Here is a 24,194-nt window from a genome sequence, read left to right as displayed (position 1 = left end):
CCACCCTAACGCAGCGGAAGCACGGTCATCGCAGGAAAGATCTCCATCGCCCTTACTCCCGCTGTACCCGTTGCAAGTTTTCCCGTCGTTCCTGGGCTTCCAGCGACAAGGTTGCGGTCGGACGCGCCAGCAGCCGTTTAAGACCAATCGGTTCACCGGTTTCCTCGCAATAGCCATACGTACCATCATCAAGCTGTCGCAAGGTAGAGTCGATTTTTTTCAGCAGTTTGCGTTCCCGATCACGCACTCGCAATTCGAGCGCGTGTTCTTCTTCCAGCGTGGCGCGATCCACCGGATCGGCCGCCACTTCGGTGGCGCGCAGATGGGCGCCGGTGACTTCGGCGTTTTCCATCAACTCGCGTTTCATGACGGTTAGCCGCTGGCGAAAAAAGTTGAGCTGAGCCGGATTCATATAATCTGCATCCGACATATCCAGCAGATCTTTTTCAGTCAGAACCAGAGGATCCGATTCGGCGACGTCGTTACCCATGATTTAGAATCTCCATAAGCAGTGGGGTGGCAGGGCGCGCACGGCATCAGTCGTCAAACGTCGGCGTGGCGCGATAATCCCATATCGCCCCGTTTGAAAAAACCCATCAATTGCCGCAATTCGCTGGCCGGGCTGCCCCTCATCCGGCGGGTTGCCACCATCGGTTCGATCAGCGCAGCATGTCGTATCAGAATTTCGCTCTATCGGTTTGCCCTGCACCGGTCGAATCCCGAACGGTTTTTGAACCCGAAGCGAAAATCCCGATGCTAAAAATTCTGGCTGGCAGTGGGTCGCAAGAGCAATTTCACAGTGTAGTACGACTCATCGCATTAACCACTTTTGGCATGATCGGCATGATGACGAACGGTATTCTGAGCGTGGTTTACACCCTTGGAGAGCGGTCATGCTGGAATTCACCTGTCTGAACCTCACCCTGGCCGATCATATCGCCCAGATCGAACTTAACCGACCCGACAAGGCAAATGCCCTGAATGGGACGCTGTGGCACGAGATCAGCGCTGCGTTTCATTGGGTGGACGATACGCCTGAAGTGCGGGTAGCAGTATTGAGCGGCGCGGGCCGGCATTTCTGCGCCGGGATTGATTTTGAGTTGATGGGTGAAGTACTCAGTACGGTTGATACGCTGGGGCCGGGCCGCAAAGAGGAGCAGTTACGGCGGACTATCATGGAATTGCAAGCCGCATTCACCACCCTGGAAAGCTGCCGCAAGCCGGTCTTAGCCGCGATTCACGGGCGGTGCATCGGCGGCGGCCTGGACCTGATCGCGGCGTGCGACATGCGCTATGCCACCGCCGATGCCGCGTTCTCGCTCAAGGAGGTGGATTTCGCTATCGTGGCCGATGTCGGCAGCCTGCAACGCCTGCCCTATCTGATCGGCGGAGGCCGGCTGCGCGAACTGGCGTTCACTGCCCGCTCATTGGATGCCGCTGAAGCACAAGCAATGGGGCTGGTAAACCGGGTGTTCGCCGATGCCGCGCAATTGCGGGAAGGGGTGCAGGCTATCGCCGCCCGCATTGCCACCAAATCGCCGCTGACGGTGCGTGGAATCAAGCAGGTGTTGAACTACGGACGGGATCATAACGTGGCAGATGGCTTGGAGTACGTCGCTACTTGGAACGCCGCCCTGCTGTTGTCGGATGACACCCGTGAAGCCATCGCCGCAACGATGCAGAAACGGACGCCGCAATTCGGGAATTAGTGAGCGATCATCGGGTTTATCGTCCTATGCGGGACATTAAGGATGCGGAGGCGATATGCAGGGATTGAAAGGGGCCTCACTGGGTGCGCGACCGGGTTTCTATCCACACCTGGCCTTTGGATTCCGCCTTCAGCCGTTTGCAGGATTGTCCCAGGACCGCCCTTCTAAGCTATGGGTCCGTTTGATGCCGGACGCATTGCAATTCTCTCCTATTTTATTCCCACCGACTTGACAGTAATAGGGTGTTGCACTGTAGTTATTGTCATTGTTTCCAAGGAAATCCCAATTCGACGGAGCCGCCGTCTTGTACAGAAAAGGAGGGGTTCCATGCGATTGTTATGGATGCAGGCGGGAGCCTGCGGCGGTGACACCCTGTCGTTGCTGTGCGCCGACAACCCACCCCTAGAGCAGCTTGTTGAGGAGGGGCTTGAGTTGCTCTGGCAACCTTCGTTATCCGTAGGCTCGACGCGGCGTCTGGAGCGAATGATTACTGCGATCACCAGCGGCCAGACTACGCTGGACATTCTTTGTGTCGAAGGCAGTCTGATCACGGGTCCGAGAAATACCGGGTTATGGGATCCGCTGAGAGGTCGGGGCAAGAAGGACGTCATCGCAGAACTGGCCGAGACGGCTACCTACGTCCTGGCAGTAGGGACCTGCGCCGCCTATGGCGGCGTTCATGCGGCGGCGCCCAATCCTGCCGACTGTCTGGGCATGCAGTTCGACAAGGATTCTCCAGGCGGTCTGTTGCCTTCTACGTGGCGGAGCAGGAGCGGATTCCCTGTGATCAATCTGGCCGGTTGCCCCACCCACCCGAACGCCATTACCAAATTTCTAGCGTTCCTGCTCCGTGGCTTGCCGGTGACGCTGGATGAATGGCAACGCCCTTCCGTTTTTTTCACCACCACAGTCCATCAGGGCTGCACCCGCAACGAATATCACGAATACGATCTTGAGGATGTGACCTTGGGCGGTCAAGGCTGTATGTTTTTTAATGTCGGATGTCAGGGGCCACTGACGTTGGCGACCTGCAATCAGGAATTGTGGAATGGCCGCAGCAGCAAAACTCGGGCGGGCGTGCCGTGCTTCGGCTGTACGTCGCCTCAGTTTCCACGGGAAGGCGCCCTGTTTCTGACCGAGAAGATCGGCCATATTCCCCTGCGGCTTCCTCTTGGCGTGCAGCGATCCCATTATATGGCCTATAAGGACCTGGCCCGGGAAGCGGCGCCAGAACGGTTGATCCGCCGTGAGATGGAGCCTTGAACCATGGCGCGATACACCCTTGATCTCGACTTGAACCGAGTGGAAGGGGATCTGACCTTCCAGGTAGAGACCGAGGACGGGCAGGTGGCCGACGCGCGCTGCGTGGGGACCACCTACCGGGGCTTCGAGCAGATTATGATCGCTCGCTCCCCCCTGGACGCACTGGTGATTACCCCCCGCATCTGCGGGATCTGTAGCACAGCCCAGCTTTACGCCGCCGTCTGCGCCCTGGAACAGGCTTGGGAGGTCGCTCCACCCACGAACGCCGTGCATATCCGCAATGCCACTCTTATGGCGGAAATCATCCAAAGTGATCTACGCCAGACCTTTCTGTTTTTTACGCCGGATTTCTGTCATGTCCGTTATGCTGATCTGCCGGTGCGGGATGCAGTCATCGCGGCGTTTACCCCCTTCCAAGGATGGATGTATCTGGAAACCCTGCGCTATTCCCGGCGCGTCACCGAAATCGTAGCGCTGTTTGCCGGGCAGTGGCCGCACTCCTCTCACATGGTGCCGGGTGGCGTAACGGTTAAAGCAACAATACGTCGAATTGTCGACGGTCAAAGCATCATTGCCGAGATCACGCGCTGGGTGGAGCAGCGCATTCTCGGCGGTGACCTTGAGGCCTGGCTGGCGCTCGCCCATGGCGATGAATTTGAAGAATGGGTGATGGAACGACCGGCTGCGGCCCTGGCGCTGCTCTCACAGGCAGCCCGCTTCGCCGGCCTGTCGGCCATGGGTTTCGGTTCCGCGCACATGCTTTCTTACGGCGCCTTCATTTTGCCTGAACCGACCCACGGCCAGACCCACTGGATGGCTCCTGGCGCGCTGTTTGGAGACCGATACCCGGCGGTTCCTTTGGAACCGGCCGAGATTAGCGAGCATGTGCGCCACTCCTGGTTCCGTCCATATCCAGGCGGTAAACACCCTTTTGATGGGGAGACCGTGCCGGATTACCAGCCGGCCAGCGACCGGTACTCGTGGGCCAAGGCCCCCCGCTACGGTGGCGTGGCGATGCAAACCGGTCCGCTCGCTGATCTGCTGGTGGACGGCGATCCGCTGATTACAGACCTTTATCGTCGCGAGGGAGGCAGTGCGTGGTTGCGCCAACTGGCGCGAGTGCGGCGCATGACAAAACTGCTGCTGTTCCTGCGCCAGACCCTCAACCAATTGGCGGCGCGAAGCGACGAGCCGCATAGCGTCCCGGCGCTGCGAGATATGGAAAGAGATGGACAAGGCGCGGGGATGTTGACCGCCGCCCGTGGCGCGCTGGGGCACTGGGTCAGTATTCGCAACGGCGTTTTTGATCGCTATCAAATTATCACCCCGACCAGTTGGAACGCATCGCCCCGCGACAGCAACGGCGTTCGCGGGCACTGGGAAGAAAGCCTCATCGGGGTTCCGGTGACCGATCCCGAGGATCCGCTGGAAATCGGCCATGTCATCCGCTCTCACGATCCCTGCCTGGTCTGCACCGTTCATTTCCTCGATTCCGGTAGTCGAGTCCGCTTTGGAGTTTAACTTTGGCGCGGCGCGTGTTCTGTTTCGGCAACTCCTTGCACGGTGACGATGGCGTTGGGCCGCGTATTGCCGAGGAACTGCGCCAACTTCGCTTGCCCAAGGACATTCAAGTGATGGAGTTACCCCATGCGCTGGAACTGACCCGCTTGTTGGAAGGCTGCGTGGAAGCCGTGTTGGTGGACGCATTGTGTTGCGAGAATGGATTCGTGGGTCACGTTTCCGTCCATGGCGCCGAAGCGGTTCTCCAAACGGGAATGAATGGGAGAATCAGCCATGAAGCGGATCTTCGGTTTGCGTTGCAGTCGGCGCGAGCCGAATGGGGTTCGCTCCCACCGATCAAGGTGGTGACAGTGACGATAGCAGCCATCGAAGTTTTTAAAATCGGGCTTTCTCCAGCGGTGGAAGGTGCGATTCCCTTGGCTGTGGCGAAAATCGCCAGCCTGCTTCGATTGGGAGATAGCCAATGATCAGTTCTGGTTTGATTCCGCTAGAACAAGGTCAGGTAATTCCGTCCAGAGACCAGCTTTTGGAAGAAATCGCGGCGTTGCGTCGGATTGTGGCGAACCGGGACAACACGCTCCTTTCCCTGACCCGACGCATGGATCGCGTCATCGAAGAGGTCAGAGCGGAGCGGGATCGCCTCGATAAGGTGGTGAAACGCGAGCAGAAACTGTCGGAGCTGGTGCGGCGGGTGCTGGCCAGTATGCGGGATGCGCTGATAGTCACCGATCCAGAGGGCGTGATCGTGCAGGCCAACGCGGCGACGTATCGGGAACTGGGATATGGACCGGATGCGCTTCTGGGAATCATGGTGGACGTGTTGCTGCCGCCAGAGGTGCTGGCCGCATACGAGCGCGCATTGCCGGTGCGGCGGGTGGTATCGGCTTCGGTCTGGGTTGAAACGATTGCCGGGCGGAGGAGCTATCTGGAGGAACATGAACTGCTGAACCGGGCTGGAAGGGTAGCGGGAATATTTCGGGTGGGAGCAGAAATTTTCCACAGCGCCCAGGGTAAATTTGAAGGCGTCGTGATTACAGCCAGCAATTTTACTCAGCGCATAGCGGTGGAACAGGCGCTGGTGGAGAGCGAGACACGCCTGCAAAGTATGCTGGATGGCAGCCCGATCCCACTGTTTGTGATTGACCTGGAGCATCGGATCACGCATTGGAATCAAGCCTGTGAGGCAATGACCGGGATGCCTGCTGCAGAAATGATCGGCACCCGAAATCATTGGCGTCCATTTTACGACTCGCCGCGTCCCTGTTTGGTCGATGTAGTGCTGGAAGGCGCTGATTCTAGTGAGGTGATGAGGTATTACGGTTCCAGCGTCCGGGATCAGGGGTTGTCCGGGCGGATCCTTGAAGGAGAAGGCTACTTCCCAAGATTGGGGAAATCGATCTTTTTCACGGCTACGTCGATCCGCGATAGCCAGGGCAAGATCGTCGCCGCCATGGAAAGCGTGCAGGATTTTACTCAGCGTAAGGAAGCGGAACGGGCGCTGGCGGAGAGTGAAACGCGCCTGCGGAACATTCTGGATGGTAGTCCAATCCCGTTGTTTGTCATTGACGGCAATCATCGACTTACCCATTGGAACCGCGCTTGTGAAGTGATGACCGGAGTATCCGCCGAACGGATGATGGGTACGCGGGATTACTGGCAGCCGTTTTACGACTCGCCGCGCCCCTGCTTGATTGATATGGTGCTGGAAGGCGTCGATCCCAAGGAAATCGAAAGGTATTACGGCGCCAGCGTCCACAACCGAATCCTCTCCGAACTCGTTTACGAAGGGGAAGGTTACTATCCCACGGTACAAAAGTGGCTCTCTTTTACCGCCGCCCCGATCCGTGACAGCCAGGGCCATATTGTCGCCGCTATGGAAACCGTGCAGGACATTACGGAGAGAAAGGAAGCCGAAGAAGCGCTGCGTCGCAGTGAAACCCGCTTCCGTAGCCTGTTCGAAGAAGTGCCCAGCGTCGCCATTCAGGGGTATGGACCCGATGGGACTATCCGCTATTGGAACAAGGCGAGTGAGAATCTGTACGGCTACACCGCCGGCGAGGTGATCGGGCAGGGTCTGCTGGAGCTGATCGTGCCGCCGAAAATGCGCGAGCGGGCGTTCGACGCCATACGGAGCATAGTCACCAGCCGAAAGTCTCGTCCCGCAGAAGAATTGCAGCTCATGCGCAAGGACGGCTCGCTGGTGACAGTGCTATCGAGCCATGCGGTGATCCCGACCCTGGATAGTAAAAGCGAGGTGGAGTTCTACCGCCTGGATGTTGATTTGTCCGAACTCAAGCGCGCTCAGGAGCGCTTGCGCCTGGCGGCCAGCGTCTTTGAGCATGCCCATGAAGGCATCATGATCACGGATGCGGCTGGAACGATCATTGATGTGAACAAGACCTTTGTGGAGATCACCGGGTACTCGCGCGAGGAGGTGATCGGCCACAACCCGAGGTTGCTGAAATCCGGCCGTCACGATGCCGCGTTTTATGCCCATCTGTGGCAAATCATCGCCGAGCATGGTTATTGGCATGGCGAGATTTGGAACCGGCGAAAAAGCGGCCAAGTCTATCCGGAAATCACCTCGATCTCGGCCGTACATAATGCTAAAGGCGTTATTATCCACTATGTGGGCTTGTTTGCCGATATATCGGTTCTCAAGGAAAGCCAGCAACGGCTCGAAAAAATGGCCTACTACGATCCGTTAACCCGGCTCCCCAACCGCGCCCTGCTGGCGGATCGGCTCCAGCTTGCCTTGTCCAAGGCGCAACGAGAGCAGCGGATATTGGCTGCCTGCTACCTGGACCTGGACGGTTTCAAACCCATCAATGACACCTGGGGGCACGCTGCGGGGGATGATTTGCTGATCCAGGTCGCGCAACGCCTCCAGAGTTGTGTGCGCGACAACGATACTGTAGCCCGCTTGGGAGGTGACGAGTTTGTGGTGCTACTCGATGATTTGCACACGCTTGATGAGGGTGAGCGGGCGTTGCAGCGCATCCTGGAGGCTTTGTCGGCGCCATTCGCGCTGGGTGCGGCGACAGTAACGGTCTCAGCCAGTGTGGGGGCTGCGTTCTTTCCCAGCGATGGCACCGATCCGGATACCCTCCTTCGACATGCGGATCAGGCCATGTATTCGGCCAAGCAAGGGGGACGTAATTGTTACCACCTGTTCGATTCGGAACATAATCGACGGGCGCAGACTCATCGGGAATTGCTGGAACGGGTTGGGCAGGGTTTGGTCGCCGGGGAATTCTGTCTCTACTACCAGCCCAAGGTAGATATACGCTGCGGAAAAGTCATTGGCGCCGAGGCGCTGATTCGCTGGCGGCATCCTGAACAGGGCATTCTCCCTCCCGACGCCTTTATCGCCGTGGTGGAAAACTCTGATCTCGCGCAGACGGTGGGGGACTGGGTATTGGGGACCGCGATGAAGCAGATGGCGGTCTGGGCCGCCGAAGGTCTGACGTTACCCGTCAGCGTGAATATATCGGCGCGCCATCTGCAACAGCCGGATTTCGCGGCCCGCGTTCAAGCCTTGTTAGCTCATCACTCCAGCATCCAACCGGAGTGGCTAGAACTGGAAATTCTCGAAACTACGGCCTTGGATGAGATCGAGCAATTCTCCAGAATCATCGCCGATTGCCGACAACTGGGAGTCCGGTTTGCGCTCGATGATTTCGGCACCGGCTATTGTTCCCTGACTTACCTGAGACACCTGCCGGCTCAGATACTCAAGATCGATCAAAGCTTTATCCGCAACATGCTGGATAGCCCGGATGACTTGGCGATCGTGCGCGGCGTTATAGGACTTTCCTCCGCTTTTAAGCGTGACATTATCGCCGAAGGGGTCGAGACCATAGAACATGGGGTTTTGTTGCTCCAGCTCGGTTGCGATTACGCGCAAGGTTACGCCATTGCCCGGCCGATGCCGGCCGAGGAGGTTCCCGGTTGGGTGCGCGCCTGGCGAAACCCCGAGGAGTGGAATGGTTCGAGACGGCATTCCCGATAGCGCTCGATTTCTAACCGGTTGATCCTAAAATGCTTGGAAAGACCTGCGCCCACCGCTGAAGCATTACGGCTCGGGTTAAATCTCCACCACTCCCGCTCCAGTCTCCATTTTCAGGATGCCCTGCTGTTCCTGGATCACCTCCGCCAGCACCGCTAACCCGCGATCCAATTGATCCGGCGTGGCGTGGCTGAAATTGAGGCGCATGAACGCGCCGTGCTGCGCGTTGGGATTGGCGAAAAACGCCTCGCCCGGCATGAACGCAACCTTGCGCTCCAGCGCCCGCACCAGCAAAGCGCGAGTATCGCCGCCTCCCTTCAGCCGCACCCAGAAGAACAGGCCGCCATTGGGCATCGTCCACTCCGCCAGTTCGCCCAAATGCCGGGTCAGCGCTGCCTCCATGGCGTCGCGCCGCTCTCGGTAAAACGCCCGCAACCGTTCCAGATGCGCGGAGTAGTCGGGCGAGTTCACAAACTGGGCGCACCACCATTGGCCGATGCGGTTGGTATGCAGGTCGGTGGACTGTTTGAGTCGCACCAGATGCGGGTGGACGTTCTCGGAAGCGGCGATATAGCCGATCCGCAGGCCGGGGACGCCCGTCTTGGAAAAGGTGCCCATGTACATCCAGGTGTCGCCCTCACCCAGCCGGGCGCATAAGGGACTGCGATCCACCGGTTCATACACCAGTTCCCGATACGGTTCGTCTTCCAGCAACGGGATGCCGGTTTCGCGCAGCACTGCGGCGACCGCCGCACGAGTGGATTCGTCGTAGCAGACCCCGGCGGGATTCTGAAAGGTCGGGATGAGGTAGACGAAGGCCGGACGGTGGCGGTGGATAAGCAGACGCAACTGCTCCGGATCGATGCCGTTCGCCGTCAGCGGCAGCTCCTCGAACCGGGCGCCGAACAACCGGAACGATTGCAGCGCCGCCAAGTAACTCGGCGTTTCCACCGCCACCGGCGTACCGGGATCAATATAGAGCTTGGAGACCAGATCGATGCCCTGCTGCGAACCGGTGGTGACCAGCACCTGTTCCGGTCGGCAGCGCAGGCCGAGTTCGCGCAGTTGTGCGGCGATGGCCGTGCGCAATTCCGGTTCGCCGTCGGTGGCGCCGTACTGGCTCAGATCAGGCGGCACATCGGCCAGGTTCAGCGGCGGCATGGCTTCGCGGGCCGGCAAGCCGCCGGCGAAGGAAATGATGTCGGGTTTTTGGGTCAGGGCGAGCAGTTCCCGGATCAGGGAACTGGTCAGGCGATCAATACGTTCGGAGAACATGAGCGATATTTCCAAGGCAGGAGTGGTAACGCGGTGGGGCTGGAAAGATTAAACGTCAATGCCGAATCGCCAGCGGATCGTCCTGCCGAGGCATTTGCAGATGCCAGCCGCGTTCCCGCAAGTTCCGCAACACCTCCGCTACGTCTTCCCGCGCCAGCTTGCGTTCCGGGGATAAATCCAGATCCATGACGTGAACCGGCTCGCCGATGAGCTTGAGCAGCGGATCGGGGATGTGGGAAAAATCGTCCTTGGTCGCCAGGTAGAGATAAGTGTCCTGTTTCCTGCGGCTTTTGTAGATCGCGCACTGCATCGGGCGTCTCCGGGAAGAAGGGTTGGAAGCGATCAAGATATAATGCCCACGATGATAAAAATACAACGTTCGGGGAGAGCAGGGCTATGTATCAGCTTGCAGTTCGACATCGCGACCGGCCTACCACGGATTAGCGGCCATGCGCATACTCAGCTTTATCCTGTGGGCGCCATTCTTTGGGGCGATATTGGTGGTCCTGTTACCGACAGCACAGCATCGGATCATTCGTAGTCTGGCCCTGTTCCATGCCGGCCTGGCTCTGGTGCTGTCATGGAGTCTGCTTGCCCAGTTTGATCGGAGTACGGCAGCGATCCAATTTGTGGAACAGGTGGTCTGGAGTTCCAGCATCGGGGTTTCCTACGCGCTGGGACTCGATGGGATTTCCTTGCCGATGGTCCTGCTGTCCACCCTGCTCGTTGCCGTGGCGCTGTTGGCTTCAAACTCAGTGACCGTTCGAGCGAAAGGTTACTACGCCTGGCTGCTGATTCTGGAATTTGCCATGCTGGGCGTGTTCATGGCGCGGGACTGGTCGCTGTTCTTCATGTTCTGGGAACTGACTCTGATCCCGCTATTTTTTCTCATCGACCTGTGGGGTGGTGAAAAACGGCATGTGGCCAGCCTTAATTTTGTGCTGTACACCATGGGCGGAGCCATCTTCATCCTGATCGGCATCATCATGGTCTATCGGCTCACCCCGACCCAATCGTTCGCCATGGCGGCTATTTCACAAGCGGCCGCAAGCCTGCCTCGTAATGAACAGGTATGGCTGCTGCTGGCTTTTCTGGTCGGCTTCGGGGTGAAAATCCCCATCTTCCCGCTGCATGGCTGGCTGCCGCTCGCCCATGTCGAAGCGCCCAGCCCGGTCAGCATTCTGCTCTCCGGGGCGCTGCTCAAAATGGGGGCTTATGGCCTGCTGCGGGTTGTGTCCATGTTGCCGCAAGGGACTCTGGCGCTACAACCGCTACTGGTCGGGATCGCGCTGGTCAGCATCCTCTACGGCGGGTTGCTGGCGTGGCGACAGAGTGATCTGAAGGCGATGATCGCCTATTCCTCGGTCAGCCACATGGGTGTAGTGCTGCTCGGCATTTCGGCCCTGAACGAGATTGGGCTGTTAGGTGCAACGCTGCAAATGGTGGCGCATGGCCTGATCGCCGGTGCGCTGTTTCTGTTGATTGGCCTGCTGTACGAGCGCACCCACACCCGCCAGGTCGCTGATTACGGCGCGCTGGTGCGATTGGCGCCCGGCTTTTCTCTGCTACTGACGCTGGCGCTGCTGGCGGGGATGGGATTGCCGGGCCTGGGCGGATTCGTTGCCGAGTTGCATGTTCTTATCGGCGGCTTCGAGCGTTGGGGCTGGCTGATGCTATTGGCCAGTCTCGGCGTTCTCATCAGCGCGGCTTACGCAGTCCGCACCATGGGGCAGTTATTCACCGGCCCGGTGCGCCCGGCTATGGGGGAACTCCACGATTTGCAGCCCCATGAGTGGGTTGCGGCGATGCCGCTGGCGGCGGGACTGGTGATCCTGGGACTTTATCCCGCGCCGGTCATCGCCCTGCTCAGCGCCACGGTCAAGGAATTAGCCACGATCTTTACTTATTCGCTATAGGAGGGTGACGGTGTGTTCTCGAAAGGCGGGTTACGCTTCGCCAACTTGCCTTACGCTACGCGCTGTTGCCTTGCCAAAGTTCTCGGCGAGCGAGTCGGATTTAGCCGTGCAGCGATTTGAGCGCAACCTCCGGGGTCGCCGATACGATCTTGAGCAACACCCGCGCCGGTCCGGCAGGACGACGACGACCCTGCTCCCAATTTTCCAGTGTGCGTTTGCTGACGCCGATGAGCTGCGCAAAACGGCTTTGCGAGAGGCCGGTTTTCTCGCGGATGGTGCGCACCTGGAGTTCGGCCACCGACGTAACCCGGCCCGGCTCCAGCTCGCCGCGCACGATTTTGTCCATTTCTTCGACACTGGACAGAAGTTCAGCAAATAATGTTTCGTTCATAAGATGGATGATGTGCCATCGGCGTAGTTTGAGGATAGGTGAGATACAAAAGGTCGGAAAGTACAGCGTTGCCTAACGGGTTTCCCCTGCTCAAGAAAATGGCGGCCCGCAGGCCGCCATTTCAATACCGCAACAGATAGACTGCTGGCGATGAATCAGGCCCGCCGCCGCACCCAGCCCAATCCCATCAGTCCTAACCCGACCAACACGAGACTTCCCGGTTCGGGGACGGAAGACGAGGGGGTGGTAACATTGCCGTCACGCACGGCCCATGCGTAATAGAGGGCGTTCTTGTAGTTGATGCCCTGCTCGCCGTAATACGTTTCGAAGAAAAACGCCTGCGTGGTGTCAGGCTCGAACTCAGTACCCGACCAGTAAGCGGTACCTGGGGTATCCATCAGATTTACAAATGGGCCGGTATTATCCAGGCAGCCCAAGGAAGACGCGATATTAAGACATTCAGTTGCCGTCCCACCGGTGTCGTAAGCGCCTATATTCCCTAGGTTCTGATAGTGCATATAGGCTAACTCACTACCGGTACTGCCCGCATAGAGTGTACCGGGCGCACTCAGGTTGTAACCGAGGTCCCGAGTGCCATCTGTAGCATTGCCAGCGACAACAGGAATGAAGCTGACGCCATTGATCGGTTTCACCGTCGGCAAGCGCCAATCGTTATAGGTCACGCCACGCACACTATCGTAATAGCTCAAATTCGCGGCCCAGGTATTCGCCGTATCCCAGTTCATCAAACCGTCTGCGTCGCCCAACGCGCCACCACTGTTGTCGTACTGAGTTTTCGCGTAATTAGCATCCTGCAACCAAGTGATATTCAGCACGTCGTCGTAAATCAGCCCGCCCCCACGATTGATCAACGTGGCATCAGCCGCACCGGCAAAACCCAGCGCCGCAATAAAAACCAGTGACTTGTGATTCATAAAAAATCCTTTGTTGATTTGTTGTTAGAAGGCGGCTCAAAAACATGCAAAAAAAAACCAACTCAACAAAGTTTTTTAATTTCAATAATTTATTTAATTTCTGACCAAAAAACTCTGCAAATCAACTGTAAAAAATCCTGACAACTTATTGCCTAAGCGCTAATCCTTGGATTTTGAGATAAAATTAAAATAACTATTTGATTTTTATATTTTTATTTTTATAAAGTTGATGACTATTGAGTGGTATTCTGTCATAAGAATGCTTGTTTTTCGCTGATTCCAGCTTGATGCAAGCCTTTCAGCCCTGCAACCGGGTGTAAAGCTTTCTGACAAACCAGCGCGACTCGGCCCACCCCGCCTTCTGGCGCAGTGTGCAGAGCGGCCATAATCGGGTGATCTGCCACATCCATGGATCAATAAACCACCCAAAAACGCGATTTTTCCCGAATTTCTGCCCTTGGCGAGCGGTGAAAACCTGATTGCTTTAGTAGTGTAAAATTTTCTGACAACCCTGCCGCCAATCCTGTGATTCGTTGCCTGCGTGTAAAATGATCTGCACTCTTTAGCCGCCTCCGCACAGGATCGCCGCCATGAATACTCCGCACTCGACGAGATCCGGGTCTCATTCCTCTCATCCGCCGCTGGAACCGCGCCAGATCGTCGAACGAGCCATCGCGCACCTGGATCATGTGCTGCCTGGACAAGCGCCGATCCTGAACTTTGTCCATCACAACACCCTGCACGGTTATCAGCACCTGCCCTTTGAGCAGGCGCTGGCCGCTGCTGAGCAACTCACCGGGATTCACGCTTATTGGCCCGATGAGAAATTTCACACCTTGTACCGGGCCGGACGGATCACCGACCGGGATTTGGCGGCGGTTTTTGCCCAGCGCCCGGAGATTCGGGCCGATGCGGTGCTGGTTCGTCTGGGTGAGCGCGAAATTCGCCGGGGCGAAGTACTCCGAATTGCACTGATTCACGGGGCGGAAGCGCTGACCCTGAATCAATTGGTGTGGCACATGGAAGAACTCGACGCCACCCGGCAGTTTCAGCAGGATGTGCCGGAGACCGCCCGGCGGCGACTGCGGGATGCGGCCCGGTGCCAAGGTATAACGGAGGTCGGCGCGGCGTTGGACGATCTATGGCGGACCTGTCTGGAGGGTTTTCAATTACCTGCCTTCAATCTCCATCCTGAAGATTTGGTGGATTTGCAACTGAGCTTGGCGAAGTCGTTACTGGCGCGATTCAGGACCGAGGGTGCGGCGGAAGATCAAGGTCCCATCGTTCACCAGCGGATGCAGGCGGATGCGCTGACATTGCTTGAACGGTTGTTCGCCGATGTCGGAGATGCGCTGACGCTCCGGGGGTTGCTGCGAATCCTGACCGGTCAAGATGTACTCGATCAGGTTCGCCCGTATTTGATTCGTCTATGCGCTGCTCACCTCGACGAGGGATTGGCGGCGTGGCATCTGCCTGGTCGGGTCGAGGGTCTGTACGCCGCTTGGCAGCGTTTCGCCGGGAGTGATCAAGCCTGGAGCTTCGCGGGGCTGTCTGGGTGGCGCGAGGCGCTGGCCCGATTACCCGCTGATCCGGTCGATGCAATGATTGCTGAACTCCAGCGACTGGAAATTCCCGAATCACGCTGGGAAGGCTATCTCACCCGCCTCGCTCTGGAATTACCCGGTTGGTCTGGAATGATGAACTGGCGGCAGCACCATCCTCGTTACCCGGCCAATCAGGAAAGTCCGGTCGCATTGGCCGATTACCTCGCAGTACGACTGTGCCTTGATAGCCTGTGGATCGAAGATCTGTGCCGCAAAAACTGGGGTGTGGCGGGAACGCTGCCCGCGTTGCGTGACTATTTCAGCGCACACCCGGCAGAGGCGCTCATCCGCTATGCGCTGTACGAAGGACATCTGCCCGAATATCTGGCGAGTCGGGTGCGGGCGCTGATTGAGAGAGGAATGATCCCCTCACCCCTAACCCCACTCCCGCAAGGGGAGAGGGGAGTCAAAGCCGCCTGGGATACCCTCGCGGACATGATTTGGACCTGGCAGCATAGCCCGGTCGCCGAGCAGTCCGAAACCCATACGGTTCATGGCAGCGCATGGCGGTTGTTTCGGCTGGCTCAGCATCTCGGACTCTCCAGCGGCGAACTGCGCACCCTTTCCCTGGCCGATCTGGAACACTTGCTGGAACCGCTGGACGAACTCCCATCCGCAGTACGTGGTGCGCTGTGGCAGTGCGCTTATGAACACCATTATCGGGATGCGCTGATCAACGCTCTGGCGAATAACCATCGACGTTGGCTGGGACGAACGCAACGGCCGCAAGCTCAGATGGTGTTCTGCATTGATGACCGGGAGGAAAGTTTCCGCCGCCATATCGAAGAGCTGAACCCGCAGATTGAAACCCTCGGCGCAGCGGGTTTCTTCGGCGTGGTAATGAATTGGCGGGGTCTGGATGACCGAGAGGTCACTCCGCTGTGTCCGGTGGTGGTAACGCCCGCTCATGAAGTGCGTGAAGTGGCGCGGGCAGGCACCGAATCCCAGTACGCACTGCATAACCGGCGGCGAGATCGGCGCGGCCGGCTTCGCGCGATCTACCACGAAGTGCGGCGCAATCTGCTGTCCTCATCGCTGCTGATTAACGCGCTGGCGCCGGGCGCGCTGCTGACGCTGATGGGTAAACTTTTTTTCCCCACCCGGCAGGCTGATCTCGTTGCAGCGGTTGACGCCGCTTTTGTGCCCACCGTGCCGACACAGGTTGCGATCACGGCGGCAACCAATGACAGCGCCCCCGCCACCCCGGAACAGCCGCGTCTGGGTTTCACTGATGCCGAACAGGCGGATCGGGTCGCCGCCCTGCTCCGCAATATCGGGATGACTGCGCAATTCGCGCCGCTGGTGGTGCTGATGGGCCACGGCTCGATCAGCCAGAACAACCCGCATCTCGCCGCTTACGATTGCGGAGCCTGTAGCGGACGCCACGGTGGCCCTAATGCCCGTGCTTTCGCCGCGATGGCGAATCGTCCTGAAGTACGGGTGCTGTTAGTCGAGCGCAGCATCCACATCCCGGACGATGCGTGGTTCCTCGGCGCTGAGCACAATACCTGCAATGAACAGATCAGCGTCTTTGATCGGGCCGATTTGCCAGCCACACTGGCACCGGCGCTGGCGGAATTGCAACGGATTCTGGATCAGGCGGGTGCGTTGTCGGCGCATGAACGCTGCCGCCGCTTTGCTGCCGCGCCGCGCCATCCCACGCCGGCCCAAGCCTTGCGCCATGTAGTCGAGCGCTCCAAGGATTTCAGCCAGGCGCGACCGGAACTCGGCCACGCCACCAACGCCGCCGCTTTAGTCGGACGCCGATCGATGAGCCAGGGCGTGTTTCTGGACCGGCGGGCGTTCCTCGTTTCCTACGATCCGACCCAAGACCCCAGCGGCGCCGTGTTGGAAAACATCCTGTTGGCGGTGGGTCCGGTCGGTGCGGGCATCAACCTGGAATACTACTTTTCTACAGTGAATAACGAACGGCTGGGCTGCGGCACCAAACTACCGCACAACGTCACCGGGCTGTTTGCGGTGATGGAAGGCGCGAGCAGCGACCTGCGCACCGGGCTACCGCGACAAATGATTGAGATTCACGAACCGCTGCGCTTGCAGATCGTAGTCGAGGCCCGTACCGAAATTCTTGCCGCCATTTATCAGCGGCAACCGACGTTGCGGGAGTTGATCGGCAACGAGTGGATTACTCTGATCGCCAAGGAGCCGGATAGCGGAGAATTTTCAGTTTTCGACCCGGCGCGGGGTTTTGTACCGTGGACTGAATCCATCCGACCTTTGCCTGAATGTGCCCGTTCCGGCGACTGGTATCGCGGGCATACCGAGCCGTTGCCACCCGCTTTGATCGGTGAGCATTCGTGATCGATCACGTCTCTTTCGCTTGAGATTTCAGTTTGCGGTTTTCTTCGATCAGCGGCGCCATCAGCCGCTCGACTTCCGCGCTTGAGAAACGTGGCGTGATGTGTTGCGGGCAGTTCCAGTCGTAAGCGGCCACCTGGATCACGATTCCCCGCTCCACGCGGGCGGGATAGGACGGTGTTTCGAGTCGCGCCAGCAGTTCGGGATGCTCATTTTCATCGACGATTCGGGCATGTCCCCAGATTTTCAAACGCCTGCGGTGCGCGTAGTCCATCAGAATCAGCGCAATGCGATCATTGGCGGCGAGGTTGCCCACGCTCAGGTATTGGCGGTTGCCGCGAAAGTCAGCGAAACCTAATGTTCGTTCATCAAGCACCTTCAGAAAACCGGTCGGCCCGCCCCGATGTTGCACATAAGGCCAGCCCGATTCGGAGACTGTGGCTTGATAAAAACTGTCGCGCTCGGCGATGAAGCCCATTTCACGCTCGGTCAGTTCATTGTGGGCATTCTCCGCTCATTCCAGGCCATGATTGGCTTCCCGACTGCCATACCGGTGCTGAGCAGCCTTTACGCTGGGAGTGAAAGCGATTTCGGTAAATGCACGCGGCATGAGGCTTCTCCCGGAGAGTGGCTGGCGATGCAGGGCCATCGCCAGCGGCTGGTGAAAACAACCCGATTACGCTGCGAGCCTGAGCGCGACCTTGGGAAAATCCACATCGGTCAGGGCAACGTTATTGACGTAGTTGGTAAGTACGTTCAGCGCCACGTTCAGCACAATTTCGATGATGCTGGCGTCATCGAAACCCGCTGTGCGCAAGGCGGCAAGGTCGGCATCGCTGACGCGGCCATGCTCGCTGGCGACCCGGCGGGCGAATCGCAGGGCGGCATCGGCCTTGGCTTCGCTCGATCCGCCTTCGCGGGCGGCGAGAAATCGCAGGGCGGCATCGGCCTTGGCTTCGCTCGATCCGCCTTCGCGGGCGGCGAGAATTTCGGACTCGTTGAGTTTGGCCAGATTTTTACCCAGGTAGGTGTGGGCGGCCAAGCAGTATTCGCAGCCGTTGAACTCGGCAATGGTCAAGGCGATGCGTTCGCGCAACGCGCTATCCAGCACGCCTTTGGCCAACGCGCCATTGAGCGACAGATAGCCCTCAAGCGCGGCTGGGCTGTGCCCGACCAGTTTCATCAGATTGGGCACCACGCCCAGTTGTTTGTGTACGGCGTCGAGGAGCGGCTTCGATGCAGCAGGGGCTTGTTCGACTGTCGGGATGGCAATTCGGGACATGATGGCTTCTCCATTTTCAAAGGGGTTGATGGATTCGCAGCACACACCGCGCTGCGAATGACTACACTTTGCCAAATTCCACTGAAGAGAAGAATATCCATTTTTTACAATTTATTATTTCTAATAATGGAATAATCTATGGACCGGCTGCATTTGATGAGTGTGTTCGTAGCGGTGGCGGAAGAAGAGGGTTTCGCCGGCGGCGCTCGTCGGCTCGGTATGTCACCGCCCGCCGTGACCCGATCCATCGCCGCGCTTGAAGCGCGGCTGGGCGTCAAACTGCTGCATCGGACGACCCGCTTCGTGCGCGTTACCGAAGCGGGGCAGCGCTATCTTGACGACGCCCGCCGCATTCTCAGTGAAGTGGACGAAGCCGACGAAGCCGTAGCGGGTATTCATGCGGAACCTCGCGGTTACCTGGCGGTGACAGCCCCGGTGTTGTTCGGCAGGATGTTCGTGATGCCCGGCATCGTGGAGTATCTGCAACAATATCCAGCAATGACGGTGTCCGCGCTGTTTCTGGACCGGGTAGTGAACCTGCTTGAGGAAGGTTTTGATGTAGGAGTGCGGATCGGTGAATTACCTGATTCCAGCATGAAGGCCATCCGCGTCGGTCAAGTGCGCCAGGTTGTGTGCGCATCGCCAAGTTATCTGGCCGAACACGGCCAGCCGAATACGCCGCTGGAGTTGGCGAATCACCTCATGGTTGCCGCCAGCGCGGTATCCCCTGTCGTGGACTGGAAGTTCGTTCAGGATGCCCAAACTACCGTGGTTCGGGTAAAACCCCGATTGACCGTAAGCAGCAATGCGGCTGCCATTGAAGCCGTCCGTCACGGCTTCGGCATCACTCGCCTGTTGTCCTACCAGATCGCTCCCTATTTGGCATCGGGGCAGTTGAAAACCCTCTTGAGCGAATTTGAACCGGGACATTTACCCATCCACGTCATACACCGCGAGGGGCGATCTGCCGCTGCCAAAGTAAGAACTTTTGTTGATCTCATGGCCGCCAGGCTGCGAGCAGATCCGGCGCTGAATGGGTAACTCTCCACGACGGCTCCAGTGGTCTGAACCAAGGCGAGTTTCATCGCGTTACTCCATAATACGCGGCTATGCAACTTCGGAGGAAAGACCATGCTTGAGTGGATCGCTGGCCTGATTCCAGCCCTGCCACTGGTCGCGGCGCTGTGGATCGGGATTGCCATTTGGTTCAGGAGGGCGCACGGAGAAGCGCACGAGCGGCGCACCAGCCGGATCGCGCTGACCGCTTGCACGGTTTCACTGGCTGCTGCGCTGGTGCTGGTCGCCGCTCGTTTAGCCGGAGATTTGCCCGATCAACTGTTGCTAGGCCGCTGGCTCAGTAGCGGTGATTTCCAAGTAAATCTGAACGTTGCTACTGACCCTCTCAGCCTGACCTTGATGATTCTGGTATCGGCAGCCTGCCTGTTCATCACCCGTTTTTCCGTGAATTACATGCACCGCGAAGCCGGTTTCCATCGCTTTTTCCTGATTCTGAGCCTGTTTACGGCTGCCATGCTGCTGCTGGTGATGAGCGGTAATGCGGTGTTGACCTTTATCGGTTGGGAAGTCGCCGGGCTTTGCTCCTACCTGCTCATTTCGTTTTTCCAGGATCGACCCATCGCAGCGGAAAACGCCACTCGCGCCTTTGTTACCAACCGGATCGGCGACGCCGGTTTTCTGTTCGGGATCGCCCTATCGTTCCGGTGGCTGGGGGGCGTGGACTGGCCGACGATGACCGCTGGCGCGGCAGGTTTAAGTTCGGTTCAGGCTGGAACTCTGGCTGGCTGTTTCCTGCTGGCGGCGATGGCTAAATCGGCTCAGATACCACTGACGCCGTGGTTGGCGCGGGCGATGGAGGGACCCACTCCGTCGAGCGCCCTGTTCTACGGCGCGGTCATGGTTCATGCCGGTGTGTATCTGGTGTTGCGCTTGCAACCGCTGTTCGAGCAGTCGCCGGTCGCCATGGCGGTGATGGCGGTCATCGGACTGGCGACCGCCCTGTACGGATTTTTGGCCGGACTGGCACAAACCGACATCAAGAGCGCCCTCATTTTTTCCACCTCCGGGCAACTTGGGCTGATGTTCCTGGCCTGCGGGCTGGGATTATGGCAGTTGGCGCTGGTGCATTTATGCGGCCATGCGATCTTTCGCGGCTATCAGTTCCTCAGCGCACCCGCGATTCTGTATCAACTCCATGGAGAGCATACCCGCCCAGTGCCTGCCTATCTCGCCCGACAACGCGGGATGTATGCGGCGGCGCTGCAACGGTTCTGGCTGGAGGATGCTATGAATTGGGGGATCGTCCGTCCAGTGCATCGCCTGGCGAGCTATTTAAGTGTGTTTGATACCGCCGTGGTGGATCGGGCGACCGGTCTACCTGCGCCGGCGGTGAATGCGCTGTCGTCGCTGGCTCAGTGGGAGGAGCATCATTTCGGGGCGGGGCGATTCATGGATCTCCCCGGCTCGGCGCGCCGCACTTCTACTCAAGGAGGGCAAGAGGATCAGGGGATCGTGGGGTGGGTCACCGAATGGATAGCGACCGCTTTTCACCGGATCGAGGAACAACTGGTGTTCAAGGCGCTTGGACAAGGGATGGTGACCGTCAGCCACCGTATGGGGCATCGCCTAAGTCGGGTAGAGCGTTGGTTGGGGCGCTCCTGGTCCTGGATCGCGGTGATGGTGGTAATTCTGGCGGTGCTGGCCGGCATTGGCGAGATGATGCACGGGAGCGGGGAACAGGGCACGAGATCGTCGGGTTTTCCGCTGTTAAGTGCGTTGATCGGGGTTCCCCTGCTTGGAATGATCGCAGCCTTGCGCGCACGTCAGGCACGAACTGCATTTGCGCTGGGTTTGACGGGAGCGGTGGTAGAACTGATCCTGGCGGTGGCGGTGCTGATTGGGTTCCAGCCGCACCTGCCGGGAATGCAGTTCGTTGAACAGCTTGAAATGCTGCCCTGGCTGGGCGTCCACTGGGGTGTTGATGGCCTCAGCGTGTTGTTTTTACCGCTGACGGCATTGTTGGCATTGTTCATTATCCTCTACGCCCAACCGTATCATCAGGAACGGCCCGGTGCTTTCGTGGCCAGCGTGCTGGCGCTGGAGGGGGCGCTGATGGGAATGTTCATCGCGCTGAATCTGCTGCAATTCTGGTTGTTTGCAGTGGCTGAAGTCATCCCGGCTACTTTCCTCATCGTGCGTTACGGAACCAGCGCGGGGCGCGTCCGTGCGACCTGGCAGTTCGTGCGATCCATGTCAGGTGGTTTGGCGATGCTGTTCGCCGGGATCGTACTGCTGGGCTGGAATCATGCCACTGCGACTAGCGGAATCTGGTCTTTTGATCTGCCCAGCTTGCTCGAAACGCCGGTGCCGAAGGGGCAACAATCGTTAATCTTCATCCTGCTGTTTGCGGGATTGGCGGTGCGGCTGGCACTGTTCCCCTTGCACTCCTGGCTGCCCATCGTGGCTAAGCACGGCACGGTTGCGCTGGGTGTGGTGTTTCTGGTCGGAGTAAAGGTTGGGATTTACGCGCTGCTGCGCTTTGTCCTGCCGCTGCTGCCTGCCGCCGCCCAGCAATGGGGTGGAGCGGTGATGGCGCTGGGTCTGGCCGGTATGCTGTACGGCGCACTGCTCGCCTTCATCCGCACTGATTTACGCCGGTTACTGGCGTTTGCGGTGATCAGCCACACCGGCGCGCTGGTGGCCGGACTGTTTTCACTGACCTCTTCCGGGTTGCGCGGCGGTCTCCTGCTCAGCCTGAACCTGGGTTTGGCGGCGGCGGGACTGTTCATCGTCGCCGGACTGCTTTATCACCGCTTGGGCACGACTCGATTTCACCGCTTGGGCGGGCTGTTCGACGCGGCGCCGCTGCTCGGACTGACCTTTCTGGTGGCGATGCTGGGCAGTATCGCCATGCCGGGCACTCCCGGTTTCGAGGCCGCGCATTTGGCATTGGAAGGCGTGTTTGAGTCGCGTGGCTGGGGCGTGGCGATCCTCGCCGCTTCCGGTAATGTCCTGGCCGCTGGCTATCTGTTGTGGGCCTATCAGCGGATTTTCCTGGCCCGCAATCCAAAAGGTGTGACGCTGCCTATGGTTGATTTGCGTTCGCGGGAGTTAGTCGTGGCGGGTTTATTGTGCGCGGTGATCATCAGCGTCGGACTTTATGCTGATCCGTGGATCGAGATGATTAGCGGGGCAGTGGAGAAGGTGGCGCGGTTGTTTGAGGCGGGTGGGCATTAACTGTGCGCCGCTTCACGATACCTTTTTACATCCAGTCGATATTAGAGGTTTTCTGGAATAATTATGCCAATACCTGACTTTCAGTCGCTGATGTTGCAAGGGTGCTTGTGATCCTCTTTGAAACAATAACTAACTACAATTTATGGTGTTAACCCTGTGGCAAATAACTTCAAAAGTGATGATAGTTTTTTGAGAAAGCTTGCCGTCGGCGCTGCTGGCACAAATGCAACTATTCACTGATTAAAGGCGATGGGTTTCAATCCCATAGAACTTGAGCGTGGTTCCACCGGCTTCAAAATCTGGAAGAAAATCAAAATTAAACGTGTCCGGGTTCCCGATATTCTCTGTTTAAACACCGGTTTACAATTTGAATCTCGTGGCAAGACAAAGCCTGAAATATCAATGTCCCATTCCCTAAGTGATCCGAAGCGGGCTTGGGATGCGGGGATGCGGGACGATGATTTCGTCTCAATCGTTGTCTTCCACCAGCACGACGATTCTCCTATTGACCTAAAACAAGTTTCTCCTGTTCACTTTATCAATGTTGAGGAAATGCGGAAAGCATTTAAAGCCGGGCAAGTATCTATCACGCAACCAAAAGGAGTTGAAGAAGGCTCGGAAATCCGGGTGGTTTGGACATGCGCTACCGCTAACCAGAATGCTATTGCTTTTGAAGTTCAATCAGGGAAAATCAGCTTAATACCAACCACGACTGCACAACGACAAACTGTTCAGTTGCTCCGAAGCAAGGGGAAGATAACGCTTGTACCACAAATTAAGGTAGGAGATACCGTTGAAGCCAATCAAATCGTGGCAGCAGTTGTACCAGTCTCTACAACGCTCGCTTATCCAACTCCTGTTAAGGAAATCTATTTCATTGAGAAGCTCGCCGGCGTCAATTTGAGCGAACGTTATGCTGCAGCAAAGGCTCTTCGATATCGGGGTTACGACGCTGCCAGATCAGTCCTTGAAGCGCGCATGAATGATTCGGACGAAGATATTTATGTCCAACTTGAGGCGGCAGCAGCCCTTGCAGCATACGATGATCCGAAGGGCTGGCAGTTCATGGAGAACAAGCTTCGCGGTCCAACTATTACCGTTCCCCTTGAAACACAGCTCGAAACTATTATTGTCGCATCTGAAATTCCAAAGGAGCGGAGTGAACAACTGTTGATTACAGTGTTACAGAACAGAGATCGGGATAACGAACTACGTGCCGGTGCAGCGTGGGCACTGGGACAGTTTGCGTCCGCAGCGTCAGCAACGGCACTGGTTAGTACCTTCAACTCAAGCGCTTTAGAAATAAAGATTGAAGCTGCGCGGGCCGTGTTGATGCTCGGCCTTGTGGTGAGGGATCGGGCGTTGCCGCTGGTCTGGGCGGTGGCGGCCGGGCCGGCCCATCTGGGGTTTGACCGGCAGGCCGTCGTGCTGGAACGGGTGCGGGGCTGGCTACCGGCTGGAGCGGAGGTGCTGTTGTTGGCGGATCGGTTCTCTCCGTCCGCCGCGCTCTTGGCCTGGGTGTACCCGCGGGATTGGCACTATCGCTTGCGCTTGAAAGGGAACTTGAGCGTCGATCCCGGATTTGGCGACATCGTCACCACGGGCGAGCTGGCCGCAGGGTTCACCGAGCGGTTTTTGCCCGACGGGCGCCTGCTCGCGAACGGGGGGCCGACGAACTTGGGGATCCGGCACGAGACGGGCCATCCCGAACCCTGG

Annotated in this window: 17 protein-coding genes; 10 read left to right on the top strand and 7 right to left on the bottom strand. The window is 58.1% G+C overall.

Annotated features, from left to right (window positions below; genetic code table 11):
- Positions 1-52 precede the first annotated feature (52 nt).
- Positions 53-490, bottom strand: coding sequence for an RNA polymerase-binding protein DksA (gene dksA, locus BN874_RS20335; RefSeq protein WP_051498139.1), 438 nt, complete (start codon positions 488-490; stop codon positions 53-55).
- Between the two features lie 403 nt (positions 491-893).
- Here dksA and BN874_RS20330 point away from each other — a divergent pair, with 403 nt between their 5' ends.
- The 5 genes from BN874_RS20330 to BN874_RS23015 all read left to right on the top strand — a co-directional run bounded on the left by BN874_RS20330 (position 894) and on the right by BN874_RS23015 (position 8,505).
- A complete protein-coding gene (locus BN874_RS20330; RefSeq protein WP_034436498.1) occupies positions 894-1,709 on the top strand; it encodes a crotonase/enoyl-CoA hydratase family protein in 816 nt (271 codons plus the stop codon).
- Positions 1,710-2,036: 327 nt separating this feature from the next.
- Positions 2,037-2,972, top strand: a complete 936-nt coding sequence (locus BN874_RS20325; protein ID WP_034436495.1) for an NADH-quinone oxidoreductase subunit B family protein — start codon at positions 2,037-2,039, stop codon at positions 2,970-2,972.
- Positions 2,973-2,975: 3 nt separating this feature from the next.
- Positions 2,976-4,493 (top strand): nickel-dependent hydrogenase large subunit, encoded by a 1,518-nt coding sequence (locus tag BN874_RS20320; RefSeq protein WP_034436493.1) that lies wholly within the window; start codon positions 2,976-2,978, stop codon positions 4,491-4,493.
- Positions 4,494-4,495: 2 nt separating this feature from the next.
- Complete coding sequence (locus BN874_RS23020; RefSeq protein WP_051498138.1) at positions 4,496-4,960, top strand: hydrogenase maturation protease; 465 nt, start codon at positions 4,496-4,498, stop codon at positions 4,958-4,960.
- Positions 4,957-8,505 carry a sensor domain-containing protein gene (locus BN874_RS23015; protein WP_051498137.1) on the top strand — a complete coding sequence of 1,183 codons (3,549 nt, stop codon included), beginning with the start codon at positions 4,957-4,959 and terminating at the stop codon, positions 8,503-8,505. The genes BN874_RS23020 and BN874_RS23015 overlap by 4 nt, the downstream gene beginning before the upstream one ends.
- 75 nt (positions 8,506-8,580) lie before the next feature.
- On the opposite strand, the gene BN874_RS20305 is transcribed toward BN874_RS23015, so the two are convergent.
- Entirely contained in the window at positions 8,581-9,777 is a 1,197-nt protein-coding gene (locus BN874_RS20305; RefSeq protein WP_051498136.1) for an aminotransferase-like domain-containing protein, read from the bottom strand.
- Positions 9,778-9,832: 55 nt separating this feature from the next.
- Entirely contained in the window at positions 9,833-10,087 is a 255-nt protein-coding gene (locus BN874_RS20300; protein WP_034436489.1) for a YcgL domain-containing protein, read from the bottom strand.
- Positions 10,088-10,226: 139 nt separating this feature from the next.
- Between BN874_RS20300 and BN874_RS20295 the strand changes: the two genes are divergently transcribed.
- Entirely contained in the window at positions 10,227-11,693 is a 1,467-nt protein-coding gene (locus BN874_RS20295) for a complex I subunit 4 family protein (RefSeq protein WP_034436486.1), read from the top strand.
- A gap of 100 nt (positions 11,694-11,793) precedes the next feature.
- Here BN874_RS20295 and BN874_RS20290 read toward each other — a convergent pair whose 3' ends face one another.
- A complete protein-coding gene (locus BN874_RS20290) occupies positions 11,794-12,084 on the bottom strand; it encodes a helix-turn-helix domain-containing protein (RefSeq protein WP_034436483.1) in 291 nt (96 codons plus the stop codon).
- A gap of 155 nt (positions 12,085-12,239) precedes the next feature.
- On the bottom strand, positions 12,240-13,019 hold the full coding sequence (locus tag BN874_RS20285; RefSeq protein WP_034436481.1) for a PEP-CTERM sorting domain-containing protein: 780 nt from the start codon (positions 13,017-13,019) through the stop codon (positions 12,240-12,242).
- 590 nt (positions 13,020-13,609) lie between these two features.
- Here BN874_RS20285 and BN874_RS20280 point away from each other — a divergent pair.
- Complete coding sequence (locus BN874_RS20280; protein ID WP_034436479.1) at positions 13,610-16,945, top strand: DUF2309 domain-containing protein; 3,336 nt, start codon at positions 13,610-13,612, stop codon at positions 16,943-16,945.
- Between the two features lie 4 nt (positions 16,946-16,949).
- Here BN874_RS20280 and BN874_RS20275 read toward each other — a convergent pair whose 3' ends face one another.
- Together BN874_RS20275 and BN874_RS20270 are read right to left on the bottom strand one after the other, a co-directional pair.
- Entirely contained in the window at positions 16,950-17,420 is a 471-nt protein-coding gene (locus BN874_RS20275) for a pyridoxamine 5'-phosphate oxidase family protein (protein ID WP_320411489.1), read from the bottom strand.
- A 198-nt stretch (positions 17,421-17,618) separates the two neighbouring features.
- Positions 17,619-18,224, bottom strand: a complete 606-nt coding sequence (locus BN874_RS20270; protein WP_034436478.1) for a carboxymuconolactone decarboxylase family protein — start codon at positions 18,222-18,224, stop codon at positions 17,619-17,621.
- A 138-nt stretch (positions 18,225-18,362) separates the two neighbouring features.
- On the opposite strand from BN874_RS20270, the gene BN874_RS20265 reads away from it, so the two are divergent.
- The 3 genes from BN874_RS20265 to BN874_RS23010 form a co-directional block, all read left to right on the top strand.
- The gene (locus BN874_RS20265; RefSeq protein WP_034436475.1) at positions 18,363-19,265 is read left to right on the top strand and encodes a LysR family transcriptional regulator; all 903 of its coding nucleotides are present in this window, start codon (positions 18,363-18,365) and stop codon (positions 19,263-19,265) included.
- A 90-nt stretch (positions 19,266-19,355) separates the two neighbouring features.
- Entirely contained in the window at positions 19,356-22,478 is a 3,123-nt protein-coding gene (locus BN874_RS23960; protein ID WP_081756555.1) for an NADH-quinone oxidoreductase subunit M, read from the top strand.
- Positions 22,479-22,727: 249 nt separating this feature from the next.
- On the top strand, positions 22,728-24,194 hold a 1,467-nt coding region (locus BN874_RS23010), incomplete at its 3' end, for a HEAT repeat domain-containing protein (RefSeq protein ID WP_195912243.1).

The sequence above is a fragment of the Candidatus Contendobacter odensis Run_B_J11 genome, from assembly GCF_000531125.1.
In the GTDB taxonomy this organism is placed as follows: domain Bacteria; phylum Pseudomonadota; class Gammaproteobacteria; order Competibacterales; family Competibacteraceae; genus Contendibacter; species Contendibacter odensensis.
The sequence above is the reverse complement of the archived record's forward strand: the minus strand, read 5'-3'. Positions and strand labels throughout refer to the sequence as shown.

Coding starts and splice junctions, on each gene's coding strand:
- dksA (WP_051498139.1), bottom strand. CDS start 490: ATGGGTAACGACGTCGCCGAATCGGATCCTCTGGTTCTGACTGAAAAA.
- BN874_RS23960 (WP_081756555.1), top strand. CDS start 19,356: ATGCTTGAGTGGATCGCTGGCCTGATTCCAGCCCTGCCACTGGTCGCG.
- BN874_RS23015 (WP_051498137.1), top strand. CDS start 4,957: ATGATCAGTTCTGGTTTGATTCCGCTAGAACAAGGTCAGGTAATTCCG.
- BN874_RS20275 (WP_320411489.1), bottom strand. CDS start 17,420: ATGGGCTTCATCGCCGAGCGCGACAGTTTTTATCAAGCCACAGTCTCC.
- BN874_RS20265 (WP_034436475.1), top strand. CDS start 18,363: ATGGACCGGCTGCATTTGATGAGTGTGTTCGTAGCGGTGGCGGAAGAA.
- BN874_RS20325 (WP_034436495.1), top strand. CDS start 2,037: ATGCGATTGTTATGGATGCAGGCGGGAGCCTGCGGCGGTGACACCCTG.
- BN874_RS20280 (WP_034436479.1), top strand. CDS start 13,610: ATGAATACTCCGCACTCGACGAGATCCGGGTCTCATTCCTCTCATCCG.
- BN874_RS20270 (WP_034436478.1), bottom strand. CDS start 18,224: ATGTCCCGAATTGCCATCCCGACAGTCGAACAAGCCCCTGCTGCATCG.
- BN874_RS20330 (WP_034436498.1), top strand. CDS start 894: ATGCTGGAATTCACCTGTCTGAACCTCACCCTGGCCGATCATATCGCC.
- BN874_RS20285 (WP_034436481.1), bottom strand. CDS start 13,019: ATGAATCACAAGTCACTGGTTTTTATTGCGGCGCTGGGTTTTGCCGGT.
- BN874_RS20295 (WP_034436486.1), top strand. CDS start 10,227: ATGCGCATACTCAGCTTTATCCTGTGGGCGCCATTCTTTGGGGCGATA.
- BN874_RS20305 (WP_051498136.1), bottom strand. CDS start 9,777: ATGTTCTCCGAACGTATTGATCGCCTGACCAGTTCCCTGATCCGGGAA.
- BN874_RS20290 (WP_034436483.1), bottom strand. CDS start 12,084: ATGAACGAAACATTATTTGCTGAACTTCTGTCCAGTGTCGAAGAAATG.
- BN874_RS20320 (WP_034436493.1), top strand. CDS start 2,976: ATGGCGCGATACACCCTTGATCTCGACTTGAACCGAGTGGAAGGGGAT.
- BN874_RS20300 (WP_034436489.1), bottom strand. CDS start 10,087: ATGCAGTGCGCGATCTACAAAAGCCGCAGGAAACAGGACACTTATCTC.